This window comes from Amycolatopsis sp. lyj-90, from assembly GCF_046549035.1.
GTDB lineage: Bacteria > Actinomycetota > Actinomycetes > Mycobacteriales > Pseudonocardiaceae > Amycolatopsis.
On sequence record NZ_JAJPWP010000004.1, the window covers coordinates 219673 to 232133 of the forward strand.

The window sequence follows — 12461 nt, forward strand, 5'->3', positions numbered from 1 at the left end:
CGTGTCAAGTAAGTACGATGTCCGAATGGCGCCGAGTTCTCCCGGAAGGCCCCGCAGCAGGCTGAGCACCGCCGAGCGGCGGGAACAGTTGCTGAGGATCGGCGCCCGCCTGTTCGCGGACCGGCCGTACGACGACGTGTGGATCGAGCAGGTCGCGGACATCGCCGAGGTGTCCCGGGGGCTGCTCTACCACTACTTCCCGACGAAACGGGACTTCGTCACCGAGGTCATCAAGGCCGAGGGCGAACGCCTGCTCGCGATGACCAGGACCGATCCCACGCTGCCGGTCGCGGAGCAGTTGATGGCGGGACTCGACGCGTATCTCCGCTACGTCGAGGCCAACGAGGACGGTTACCGGGCGCTGCACGCGGGCACGGCCATCGCGGTCGACGACGTCCGGGAGATCCTGGACAACAACTTCGCCGAACAGGGCCGCCGGATCCTGGCGGTCCTGTGCCCGGACGGCGACCCGCCGGAGACCCTGCGAGTGATCGTCCGAGGCTGGCTGGCCTTCGTCGTCGCCGTCTGCCTCGACTGGCTCAAGTACCGCGGGCTGACCCGGGACCAGACCCGCGACCTGTGTGCGAAGGCGCTGCTCGACCTCGTCGACGTGCCAGCATGACCGCGGCGCGTTCCTCGATCAGTTTCATCCTGGCGAGCCGTTCCGCGTCGTCGTTGTGCGCGGCGGACGCGGTGACCTGCCCCGGCCACTTCCGGTAGTACATGCCGCAGGTGGCCACGAAGTACCCGTCGGAAGAGGCGTTCGCGGCGAGGATCAGCCCGGTGTCCTCCGACGCGGGCAGCGCCATCCAGCCGCCGAGGTCCAGCAGCAGTTCACGGCGGATGCACAACGTCCCGGCCACCACCGACGACACGTAGCCGTTGCGCTGCCAGTACCGCAGGATCGCGCCTCGTTCGATCGGTCCCTCCTCGGGATCGCTGTCGACCCCGGCCGCGGTCCCGTCCGGGAGGAGGTCGAGGACCCGGCAGGTCGTCCAGCCGATCGCGGGATCCTCCAGCGCCGCGATGTCGCGCGCGAGCGCGCCGGGCGCCAGGACGTCGTCCGCGTCGAGCGCCTTGATCAGCTCCCCGGAGGCACGGGACAACGCCATCATCCTCGCCACCCCAGGGCCGCCACGGCGACCAGAACCGGGAAGTACGCGTCCGTCGGCGGGGAGGGCGTCGTCGAGCAGGCCGGTCTCGCCGTCCTCCTGCACCAGCCATTCCCAGGTCCAGCCCGGCGGGAGTTCCTGCGAGGCGAGGGACTCGTACGCCTCGGACAGGTACGGAAGACTCGGCGGGTGGACCGGGGTGATCACGCTGATGACCGGCATGAACGCAACGCTAGCCGGGGCGGCGGGCCATGATCAGCAGGTGTTCCTCCGGAGGTGTCCCCGGCTCGTCCGCGGTGAAGAGCTCTGAATGCGTCCCGGTGACCTCGAGCCCGGCCGCCCCGACCCGGCGGACGAGGTCGTCCGGCGCGAAACTGGTCTCGAGGAAGGTGCGGCCGAAGAACTCCGCCGGCACGTCCTCGGCGTCGCGCGGCACGGTGACCAGCGCGAACAGGCCGCCGGGTACCAGCCAGCGCGCGACCTGCGCGAGCACGGCTTCGGTGTCCTTGCGCGGCATCTGCAGGAACGGGAAGAAGGCGCAGACCGCCTCCCAGGACCCGGGCGGCGAGGTCCACTCGCGCACGTCGGCGTGGATGAAGGTGGCGGCGGGAACCTGCTCGCGCGCGAGGCCGATCATCACCGGCGACACGTCGAGCCCGGTCACCCGATGTCCGGCGGCGGACAGCTCCTCGGCGACCGGCCTGCCCGTTCCGCTGCCGATGTCGAGCACCCTCGACGACGGCGGCAGCGCGGCCAGCAGGTGCCGCACCGCCTTGTCGACCACCGGCGCCCGCCCGAAGGCGTCCTCGTAGGCGGAACCGATGGCGTCGAACAGTTCCGCAGCCGTGACCGGTCGGTCCATTCCTCAGCTCCCCGGGTCGAGTGGACTCGACGCGAACCTACCGTCCCGGCCGGGCGGCGTCGACTCTCTGTCCACTTCGGACTGCCGGGCCGGGCTCCCGGTCTTGTCGGTGGGTTCGCCTAGACTGTGGCCGCCGAGTTTGGGGGTTTCAGGTGAGTGTGCGGAGTGACGAGTTCCACCGGATGCTGGAGGCGCTGGCGGACGTCCAGCGTTCCGACGCGACCGAGTGGGAGTCGTACAGCGTTCGTGGCAAGCGGTTCGGGTACTACTGGCCGCGGACCCAGACCGTCGGCCTGAAGCAGACGCTGTCCGAGCAAGAGGCGCTCGTGGCCGAGCGGCCGGACGTCTTCGAAGTGCAGTTCACCGCCGGGGGCTTCGGCTGGGTGGTGGTCCACCTCGACGGCATCGAGTCCGACGAGCTGACCGAACTCGTCTACGAGGCCTGGCGGCTGTCCGCCCCGGACGAACTGGTGGAGCAGGTTCCGCCGCCCTGCTGACCGTTACCGCGTTCGTGTGTTGACGCGCGTCACTTCGGCGCTCGGGAACATGTGGCGGTTGCGTGCGTTGTAGAGAGTGTCGGTACGGATGGTGCCCCCGGGCCTCAACCTCCGCCTTCATGGAATACCGGTTCGGCCGGAGCCATGTTGTGCCACTCGCCGAGAGGCGGCCCACCGTATCGGCCTTTAGCTCCCGCTTCCGCTCGCAGGTAACCCCCAGGCCTTCGCTGAGCGGGAGCGGGTCTTCTTTGTTGTTCGCGCATTCGTGTGTTGACGGGGGTCACAGGGATCGGGGCTTGGTGCAGGGGAACATTTCGGCCGGTGGTGCGTTATAGAGAGTGTCGGTACGGATGGTGCCCCCGGGCCTCAACCTCCGCCTTCACGGAATACCGGTTCGGCCGGAGCCGTGTCGTGCCACTCGCCGAGAGGCGGCCCACCGTATCGGCCATAAACTCCCGCTTCTGCTCGCAGGAACCCCCAGCCTTCGCTGAGCGGAAGCGGGACCTTTTCTTTTGAATGAGTGGGTTTGAATCGGCGTCGGAATCAGTGCAGTAGCTCGACGACCCGCCCGCTCCGGCGCCTGGTCGCCTGAAGTACGTAAAGGCCCCCTTCATTGCGTCTAGCGCAGTGAAGGGGGCCTTCACGGACCCGTGGTCTTGATTCGCCCGCCGTGGGTAAGCGGCACTGTTGGCCCTGAACCCGAATCGGTACTTGACCCTGGCGGTGGGTGGCTGAGCTGGGTCGAGTGCGGGAAAGCGGTGCGTCGGGCACTGAATGGCGACCTCGGCCGGGCGCCCCGGAGTTTGGGCATGGCGAGGGGCCCGTCGCCGGTGTGGCTGGCGGGCTCCTCGGTTCACACAGTGCAGTTGCGTCGGGGTTTTCGTAGCGGGTCCAAGTACTGGGGTGGGATGAACTCTGGTAGCCCGTCAGCCGCCATGCGGACTTGCCAGTCGCCGTGGTGGATCAGCCGGTGGTGGAAGCCGCAGAGCAACACCAGGTTCCGGAGATCTGTCGGTCCGCCGTCTGCCCAGTGGTGAATGTGGTGGGCGTGACAGTTCTTCGGCCGTCGATGACACCCCGGGAACGCACAGCCCTCGTCACGGATGTTGAGTGCCCGGCGCTGGCCGGGGGTGACGAATCGTCTCAGCCGTCCCACGTCCAGTGGCTCACCGGCCGCGTTCATCACGACCGGGAGCATCAGGCAGTCGCAGGCGGCCATCCGTGCTTCGCGGGCGGTCATGGTTCCGACGAAGTCCACGCACGCCGTGCCCAGGCCGGACTTCAGTTCGTCGAGGCCGATGGTGACGTGGATCAGGGTGCGGTAGCCGCTGGTGCCGGGCTGGTCCGGGCACGCGATCGCCAAGTCCAGCAGCTCGGCCCAGGCGTCGCCCTGGCGCTCAGCTTTCGTGCGCAGGTCGGCTTGGCCGAACTCGTCCATCGGGCGAGGCTTGGCGTAAGCATCGAGTGCCGCGGCGGTCCGGGCCCCGGCCTCGTCGTCGAGGAGGCCGTTCAGTGTCCAGTAGCCGTCTTTGCGGCGTTCCAGGGTGAGCTCGCGGCGAGGCTGCTTCGGTTCGGGATCTTTGGGCTCGTTGCCGTCCGGGTCCAGCCAGGCCAGCACATTCGCTCCGAGATCCGACACCTGCTGCGGTCCGGCTTTCCGGGCGAGGTCGGCGAGGGTCGTCTCCGCGTGCTCCCGATCCTCCACCGATACCCCTGCCGGGATCTTCCGCAGGATCTCCACGATCTGCTTGATCCGTTCCTCACCGATCGCACCCTCCGCCGCGGCCGCACTGGTGGCGGGCGCGAAAGCCGGAATCTCGGTGCCGTCCAGGGTACGCGTCGGGTTCAGATCGAGAGCGCGATTCACATACGGCCGCGCTTCACTCTGGCTCAGTCCGGCGATATCGGCGAACCACGCCAACGTCGTCCCATAACCGTATAAGTCTTTCGCGCCACGAGAATCAATCTCCGCCAGATACCGCCCCAAACCGGCAGAAGCGACCCGCATCACCTGCAGAAACTGCTGCACGCCATGAGCAAGCTCCAGCTTGCCAGCGCGCCACAACTCCTGCGGCAACTCGGGAAGGAAGGTCTCGGACACCTCTCCATAATACCAAAATCTATCGAACAGGTGTTCGTAATTTTAAGCAACGAGCAATCCGTGCATTCACCACTGACGGGTGATATCTGTCATTGAGGGAATGTCAATGAGTAGTGACCGAAGGCCGAAGTGGGTCATGAGTGGCGAAGAGGGTTCTAACCCGAATCGCCACTCACGACCAACCCGACCCAAAGAAACCCCCGTCAAGACTCCACAAGAACCCCATCGGCCAACCGAACCCGCCGATCCACCTTGATCTCGGTCAGGAACCGTTCATCGTGACTCACGACCACGAAAGCCCCCTGATACGCCCCGAGCGCGCTCTCCAACTGCCCGACGCTGACCAGGTCGAGATTGTTCGTCGGCTCGTCCAGCAAAAGCAGCTGAGGCGCGGGCTCGGCGAACAGGACGCAGGCCAGGGTGGCTCGCAGCCGTTCGCCGCCGGAAAGCACGCCGACGGGGAGCTGGCTCCTCGCGCCCCGGAACAGGAATCGGGCCAGCAGCGTCATCCGTTGCGACTCGGGGAGAGCAGGGGCGAACGCCGCGAAGTTCTCGGCGATGGTCCGGTCCAGGTCCAGCAGGTCCAGTCGTTGCGACAGGTAAGCGATCCGGCCCTCGGCCCGCTTCAGGACACCGCTGTCGGGCTCCAGGTCTCCGTTGAGCACCCGCAGGAGGGTCGACTTGCCGGTGCCGTTGCCGCCGGTCAGCGCGATCCGTTCGGGGCCGCGGATCGTCAGGTCGACCCCGTCGCCCGCGAAGACGTCCCGGCCGTCGTACCGGACCTGGAGGTGCTCGCCGTGGAACATCGTGCGCCCGGCCGGGACGTTGGTACCCGGAAGGATCAGCGAGATCTTCTGATCGTCGCGAAGGGAACGCTCGGCCTCGTCGAGGCGGTTCTTCGCGTCGCTGACCCGCGCGGCGTGCGTCTCGTTCGCCTTGCCCGCGGATTCCTGGGCGTTGCGTTTCATGGTCCCGGCGAAGATCTTCGGCAGGCCGGCGTTGCCGAGGTTGCGGGCCGCGTTGCCCGCCCGGCGGTCGGCTCGTTCCCTGGCCTGCTGCATCTCCCGCTTTTCGCGTTTGACCTGCTGTTCGGCGCTGCGGACGTTGCGTTCGGCGACCTCTTGCTCGGCCTTGACCGCCGCTTCGTACTGGGTGAAGTTCCCGCCGTGGTACCGGACATCGCCGCGGTCGAGTTCGGCGATCCGGTCCATCCGGTCGAGCAGTTCCCGGTCGTGACTCACCAGCAGCAGACAGCCCGACCAGTCTTCGAGGACGCCGTAGAGCTTGCGGCGGGCGTCGAGGTCGAGGTTGTTGGTCGGTTCGTCCAGCAGCAGGATGTCGGGCCGTTTCAGCAATTGTGCCGCGAGGCCGAGGGAGATGATCTGCCCGCCGCTCAACGTGCGCAGGCTCCGGTCCAGCGAGATGCCGTCGAGGCCGAGCCTGTCGAGCTGGGCGCGGGTGCGTTCCTCGATGTCCCAGTCGTTGCCGATGGTGGTGAAGTGCTCCTCACTCGCGTCGCCGGACTCGATGGCGCTCAGGGCCGCGAGCTGCGGTGCGATGTCCAGCACTTCGGCGACGTCCAGGTCGGCGGTGAGCGGCAACGTCTGCGGCAGGTAGCCGAGGATTCCCTGGGCGGAGACGGACCCGGAGACCGGCCGCAGCTCGCCGGCGATCAGTTTGAGGAGCGTGCTCTTGCCCGCACCGTTGGACGCGACGAGGCCGGTGCGGCCCCCGGGCACGGTGAAGGACAGGTCGTCGAAAACAGGGGTGTCATCAGGCCAGGTGAAGGACAGCGCGGACACGACGACGAAGGCGTCTGACATGGAAATGACCTCGTGAAGGACAGCGGGCGCGTCGAAGCAGCACCGCGGTGGACGTGGCTTTGAGGGAACGACGAAATGGCCACATCGGCGTCAGCGCCGGTGGCCTGGCAACTCCGGCTCACCCGGAGATGTCGTCTTCACCTGCCACGTCTGGTCTCCATGCTCGTTGATCAGCTGCCCCTCCACCATAACAAAACCGGTCGGAGCCCGCCCGGGCTCCGACCGGCAGCCCTCAGCCCAGCCCGTTGAGGCTGATCGCCCGCGCGTACCAGAGCGCGCTTCGCTTCGGCGTCCGCCGCTGGGTCGCGTAGTCGACGTGCACGAGGCCGAACCGTTTGGCGTAGCCCTCGGCCCACTCGAAGTTGTCGAGCAGCGACCAGTAGAAGTACCCGCGCAGGTCGACGCCCGCCTCGATCGCCTCGTACGCGGCGCGCAGATGCGAGTCGAGGAAGGCGATCCGGTCGGTGTCCGCGATGTCCCCGCCGATCAGCGCGTCCGGATAGGACGCGCCGTTTTCGGTGATGTACAACGGGATCGGTCGGTAGTCGCGATGAACCTGCAGCAGACACTCGGTGAGCCGCGAGGGCTGCACCTCCCAGCCCGAGTCGGTGCGCGGCGCCGCTTCGTCGGGGACGAAATGGACGTCGGGGACGCCGAGCCAGTCGGGGCCCGCCGGTTCGCTGCCGGGCCTGGGGGTGCCCGAGACCTGGTAACCGCGGTAGTAGTTGATGCCCAGCCAGTCGACCGGCGCCGCGATCGTGGCCAGATCACCCTCGCGCACGAGGTCCTCGAATCCGAGCGGGCCCAGGTCGGCCACCAGATCTGCGGGGTGGGAGCCCCGCAGCACCGGGTCGAGGAAGAGCCGGTTCTGCAGGCCGTCGACCCGGCGGGCGGCTTCGATGTCCACAGTGGACGAAGGATCCGCCGTCGACACCGGGTACAGGTTCAGCGTGATCCCCGAGGACGCCGCCGGGGCGTGCCGCCGCAGGACGTCCATCGCGAGCCCGTGACCCAGCAGGAGATGGTGCGCGGCGGCGACGGCTGCGCGGGGTTCGCGTCGCCCGGGAGCGTGGATCCCGCCCGCATAGCCCAGCATCGCCGCACACCACGGCTCGTTCAGAGTGGACCAGTTCGCCACCCTGTCGCCCAGCCGCGCCACGACCGTTTCGGCGTACTCGGCGAACCGGAACGCGGTCTCGCGCGAGGCCCAGCCGCCCCCGTCTTCCAGCGCCTGGGGGAGATCCCAGTGATACAGCGTCGCCCAGGGCTGGATCCCCGCCTCGAGAAGCCTGTCGACGAGCCGGTCGTAGAACGCGAGCCCGCGAGGATTCGGTTCGCCACCGTCGGGTCGGATCCGCGGCCACGACAGGGAGAACCGGTACGCGCCGAGCCCGAGCCGCCGCATCAGGTCGACGTCTTCGGCATACCGGTGGTAGTGATCGGCCCCCGGTTCGCCGGTGTCGCCGCCGACGACGGCGCCGGGGCGGCGGGCGAAGACGTCCCAGATCGAGTCGGTGCGCCCGTCGGCGGCCGTGGCCCCTTCGACCTGGAAGGCCGCGGTGGCGGCGCCCCACACGAATCCGGGCGGGAACAGCAGCGCGGTCTTCGCCCGGACACTGTCGGGATGAGCGGACATGGTCACCCTTTCACGGCACCTTGCATGATCCCGGCCACGATCTGGCGGCCGAGGAGGAGGAAGACGATGAGGATCGGGATGGTGGCCAGGGTGGTCCCGGCCAGCACCAGCGAGTAGTCGACGTAGTAACCGCTCTGCAGCTTCTCCAGTGCCAGCTGGACGGTGGGATTGCCGGCGTCCAGCACCACGAGCGGCCAGAGGAAGTCGTTCCACGACGTCATGAACGTGAACATCGCCAGGATCGCCGCCGCCGGGCGGACCGCGGGCAGGCAGACGTTCCAGAAGATCCGGATCATGCTGCAGCCGTCGACCCGCGCCGCCTCGATCAGTTCGTACGGCACCGCGTCCACTGTGTACTGACGCATCCAGAAGACACCGAAAGCGGTCACCAGGTTCGGCACGATCACCGACTGCAGCCCGCCCGCCCAGCCGAACTCCGACATCGCCATGAACAACGGGATGATGCCGAGCTGGGTCGGGACGGCGAGCGTGATCACGATGAACACGAACAACCCGTTCCGGCCGCGGAACCGCAGTTTGGCGAACGCGAACCCGGCCAGCGACGAGAACAACACGGTGGTGAGCGTGACCGTGCCGGACACGATCAGGCTGTTCGCGAGCGCCTTCCAGAACGGCACCGTGTCGAACACCCTGGCCGCGTTGGCGAAGAAGTTCCCGCCGGGCAGGAAGGGCGGGACCCGCTCGGTGAGCATCCCGCTGTCCCGGCTGGCCACCAGGAACGACCAGTAGAACGGGAAGAGCGAGCCCAGCACGAAGATCGTGAGCACGACGTAGGTCGCCCGGCGTGGCTTGCCGAGCGCCGAAACACTCCGCTTGACACTGCTGGTGAGCACGGTCATTTCTTCTTCACCGCCGGAGTCCGGGCGAGCCTGCCGGTGAGGAAGAAGTTCACCAGCGCGATCAGCACGATGATCAGGAACAGCACCCACGCGATCGCCGAGGCGTAGCCGAGTTCGTAGTTCTCGAAGGCCGTTTGGTACAGGTACAGCGTCACGGTCTGGAACTGGTTGGACGAGCCGCCGTTGTTCGATCCGGGCATGGCGTCGAACAGCTTGGGCTCGGTGAAGATCTGCAGCCCGCCGATCGTCGAGGTGATCGTGACGAAGACCAGCGTCGGTTTCAGCAGTGGCAGCGTGATGCCGAAGAACCGGCGTGCCGCACCCGCGCCGTCGATGAGGGCGGCTTCGTGCAGTTCCTTGGGAATGGCCTGCATCGCCGCGAGGACGATCAGCGCGTTGTACCCGGTCCAGCGCCAGTTCACCATGATCGCGATCGCGGCATGGCTGCTGAACCGGCCTGCCTGCCAGTCGACCGGGTCGAGGCCGATGGTCTGCAGCAGCCCGTTGACCAGGCCGTACTTCGGCCCGAACAGGTTCGCGAAGATGATCCCGAGCGCGACGAGGCTGGCGGCGTAGGGGAGCAGGACGCCGACGCGCCAACCGGTCGCCCCGCGCAGCCTGGCGCTGAGCAACGCGGCCAGGAGCACCGCGATGATCAGCTGGGGAACGCTGGAGAGCAGGAAGATGCTGACGGTGTTCTCGAGCGCGTTCCAGAACTGTGTGTCGGCGAACAGCTCCTTGAAGTTGTCCAGCCCGATGAAGTCCGGGGCGTCGTCACCCGCCTCCCAGCTGAACAGCGACACGTACGCCGTATAGAGCAGCGGGAACAACCCGACGATCCCGAACACGAGGAAGAACGGGGCGATGTAGAGGTACGGCGAGACCTTGACGTCCCACCGGCTCAGCCGGTGCCGGAGGGTCGGCCGGGGCGACGTGCGCACCCCGGCCTCGCTCCCTTCCGGCGCGATCTTGTCGACGACGGTCATCGGTCAGCGCGTGATCTTCTTCGCGGCGTCGAGCAGTTGCGTCCAGCCCTCGTCGGCCGACTTGCCCTGTTCGACGGCCTGCAGTGCCGGGCTCGACGCGTTCTCCTGGATCTGGCCGTCGCCCGGGCCCTTGTACTGCGGCTTGGCGACCTTCTTGGCCTGCTCCGCGAACAGCCGGCCGATCTTCGCGCCGCCGAAGTACGCGTCGGTCTCGCCCAGCAGCGACGGGTCGTCCAGCGCCTTGACCTGGCTGGGGAACGTGCCCTTCGCCTGGAACGCCTTGATCTGCTGCTCGGGCGCGGTCAACCAGGCGGCGAGTTCGGCCGCCTCCTTCGGGTGCTTGGACTGCGTGGGCACGGTCAGGTACGAACCGCCCCAGTTCCCGCCGCCGCCAGGGAATGCCGCGGTGACCGCCCACTTGCCCGCGTTCTCCGGCCCGGAGTGCTCCTCGATCACGCCGAGCATCCACGCGGGGCACACCTTCGTGGCGAACGCGCCCTGCTTGAACCCGGAGTTCCATTCGTTGCTGAACGCGGTCAGCTTGGCCGACTGTCCTTTCGAGACGGCGCCGGTCACCTTGGTCCAGGCGTCCTTGATGCCCTGGTTCGCTTCCAATGCCAGCTTGTCGTCGGTGCCGAGGTATCCGGTCGGGAGCTGGTTGACCATGGCGTTGAAGTTCTGCGCCGCCGAGTCGAACCACGCCTTCCCGCCGCTCTTGGACACGTACTGGTCGCCCGCGGCGAAGTAGCTGTCCCAGGTCGCGAACAGTGGCTTGACCGCTTCGGGGTCGGTCGGCAGACCGGCCGCGGCGAGCATGTCCTTGCGGTAGCACATGGCGAGCGGGCCGATGTCGGTTCCGTAGCCGATGACCTTGCCGTCCTTGGTCTTCGCCGCGTCGTACTTCCAGCCGAGCCAGCGGCCGGGGGAGGCGTCCGCCGGGCCGATCTTGGGCAGGTCGTTGAACTTCGAGCCCTTGTCGAGGACGTTCGACAGATGGCCCTCTTCGACGGCGGTGACGTCGGCGAGGCCGGAACCCGCCGCCAGTTTCGTGATCAGGTCCTGGTGGTACGGGCCGCCCTGGCCGGTCTTGCGGTGGGTGATCTTGATGTTCGGGTGGAGCCGCTCGTATTCGGGGATGAGCTCCTCGTAGCCGAACTCGGTGAAGGTCGCCAGCGACAGCTCGACCTTCGCGTTCGGGTCCGACACGGCGGGAGCCCCGCCGTCGTCACCTCCGCACGCCGCCAGGCCGAACGCCGTCATCGTGATACCCAGTGCCAGCACCAGGCCGTTCCGGATGGTTCTCACGTCTTTGTCCCTTGCTGATGGGGTGAAGGAGAACTGGGAGCGCTCCCAGGAATGCGCAGAGTTTGTCCCCCCGGACGAGATCGTGTCAAGGGCTTGTAATGAGAGTGTTTCCATCGAGGGAGCGCTCTCAGTGTTCCCGGCCGCCGGACACTAGGCTGGGGGGGTCCGGATGACGCTGAGAGGTGAAGGTGACGCGGGTGGTGCCTCGACCAGGGGATGACGGCCGGCCGACGCTGGAAGACGTCGCCGCGTCCGCCGGGGTCAGCCGGTCGACGGCGTCCCGGGCGCTGAACGACGACGGCTACGTCAGCGCACGTTCCAAGGAGAGGGTGCTGGCCGCGGCCAAGGAGCTCGGCTACTCGCCGAACCAGGCGGCCCGGTCGCTGGTGACCAAGCGGACCGGGGCGGTCGCGGTCGTGCTGTCGGAGCCGGAAGCGCGGCTGCTCGACGACCCGTACCGCACCGCGGTCATGCGGGCGGGGTACCGCGAGCTGGCCGACATCGGCTGTCAGATGGTCTTGATCTTCAGTGACACCCGCGAGGATCTCGACCGCACGGTGCGGTTCCTGGACGGCGGGCACGTCGACGGTGTGCTGGTGTTCGCACCGCACCGGACGGACCCGTTGCCCAAGGCGTTGCGGCAGTTGAGGATCCCGGTGGTGTACGGCGGGCAGGCGGCCGGGCTCAAACGCGGTGTCCACGTCGTCGACTTCGACAACGAGGGCGGCGCGAAGCTGGCCGTCGCGCACCTGGTCGGAGCGGGGCATCGCCGGATCGCGACGATCGCGGGCCCGCAGGACCAGAGCGCGGCGATCGACCGGCTTTCGGGCTGGCGCAAGACGCTGCTCGACGCCGGTCTCGACCCGGCGGACCTGGTCGAGGAGGCCGACTTCACCCTGACCGGCGGGGCGAAGGCGATGTCGAACCTGCTCGCGCGGCACCCCGATCTCGACGCCGTCTTCGTGGCCAGCGACATGATGGCCCTCGGCGCGCTCCGCACCCTGCATTCGGCCGGACGGCGGATCCCGTCGGACGTCGCCGTCGTCAGCTTCGACGACAACGCGACGCTGGCACCGGAGATGGACCCGCCGCTGACGTCGGTCCACCAGGACCCGCGGGAGCAGGTCCACGCGATGGTCGAGACGCTGCTCGCCCTGATGGACGATCAAGATCTCAAGCCGAGGCAGCGGATACTGCCGGTCTCCCTCACGCACCGCGCATCGAGCTGAATTCGTTTCAAGTCTTCCTCCCGGTACCGATTTACGAGATCGTCGGAGAG

The 12461-nt window shown here is 67.7% G+C and carries 11 protein-coding genes; 3 read left to right on the forward strand and 8 right to left on the reverse strand.

The features are described 5' to 3' along the window. Positions 1-25: 25 nt before the first annotated feature. Positions 26-622, forward strand: a complete 597-nt coding sequence (locus ACLJPX_RS16965; protein WP_410600924.1) for a TetR/AcrR family transcriptional regulator — start codon at positions 26-28, stop codon at positions 620-622. On the opposite strand, the gene ACLJPX_RS16970 is transcribed toward ACLJPX_RS16965, so the two are convergent. Then, complete coding sequence (locus ACLJPX_RS16970; protein WP_410600925.1) at positions 540-1334, reverse strand: glycosyltransferase; 795 nt, start codon at positions 1332-1334, stop codon at positions 540-542. The genes ACLJPX_RS16965 and ACLJPX_RS16970 overlap by 83 nt on opposite strands. Positions 1335-1344: 10 nt before the next feature. Further along, positions 1345-1974, reverse strand: coding sequence for a class I SAM-dependent DNA methyltransferase (locus tag ACLJPX_RS16975; RefSeq protein ID WP_410600926.1), 630 nt, complete (start codon positions 1972-1974; stop codon positions 1345-1347). 152 nt (positions 1975-2126) lie between these two features. Between ACLJPX_RS16975 and ACLJPX_RS16980 the strand changes: the two genes are divergently transcribed. Further along, positions 2127-2471, forward strand: coding sequence for an MmcQ/YjbR family DNA-binding protein (locus ACLJPX_RS16980; protein WP_410600927.1), 345 nt, complete (start codon positions 2127-2129; stop codon positions 2469-2471). A gap of 853 nt (positions 2472-3324) precedes the next feature. On the opposite strand, the gene ACLJPX_RS16985 is transcribed toward ACLJPX_RS16980, so the two are convergent. From ACLJPX_RS16985 to ACLJPX_RS17010, 6 genes are all read right to left on the reverse strand, one after another. Then, a complete protein-coding gene (locus ACLJPX_RS16985) occupies positions 3325-4572 on the reverse strand; it encodes a DUF222 domain-containing protein (RefSeq protein WP_410600928.1) in 1248 nt (415 codons plus the stop codon). 203 nt (positions 4573-4775) lie between these two features. Continuing rightward, positions 4776-6395: a ribosomal protection-like ABC-F family protein gene (abc-f, locus tag ACLJPX_RS16990; protein WP_410600929.1), complete on the reverse strand. Its 1620-nt coding sequence runs from the start codon at positions 6393-6395 to the stop codon at positions 4776-4778. A 232-nt stretch (positions 6396-6627) separates the two neighbouring features. Beyond that, positions 6628-8037 (reverse strand): GH1 family beta-glucosidase, encoded by a 1410-nt coding sequence (locus ACLJPX_RS16995; protein WP_410600930.1) that lies wholly within the window; start codon positions 8035-8037, stop codon positions 6628-6630. Further along, a complete protein-coding gene (locus ACLJPX_RS17000) occupies positions 8034-8891 on the reverse strand; it encodes a carbohydrate ABC transporter permease (RefSeq protein WP_101607447.1) in 858 nt (285 codons plus the stop codon). Before ACLJPX_RS17000 ends, ACLJPX_RS16995 begins: the two co-directional genes overlap by 4 nt. After that, positions 8888-9877 (reverse strand): carbohydrate ABC transporter permease, encoded by a 990-nt coding sequence (locus ACLJPX_RS17005; RefSeq protein ID WP_410600931.1) that lies wholly within the window; start codon positions 9875-9877, stop codon positions 8888-8890. The genes ACLJPX_RS17000 and ACLJPX_RS17005 overlap by 4 nt, the downstream gene beginning before the upstream one ends. Positions 9878-9880: 3 nt before the next feature. Further along, positions 9881-11182, reverse strand: a complete 1302-nt coding sequence (locus ACLJPX_RS17010) for an ABC transporter substrate-binding protein (RefSeq protein ID WP_410600932.1) — start codon at positions 11180-11182, stop codon at positions 9881-9883. A gap of 200 nt (positions 11183-11382) precedes the next feature. On the opposite strand from ACLJPX_RS17010, the gene ACLJPX_RS17015 reads away from it, so the two are divergent. Further along, positions 11383-12411, forward strand: a complete 1029-nt coding sequence (locus ACLJPX_RS17015) for a LacI family DNA-binding transcriptional regulator (protein WP_410601326.1) — start codon at positions 11383-11385, stop codon at positions 12409-12411. Positions 12412-12461: the final 50 nt, after the last annotated feature.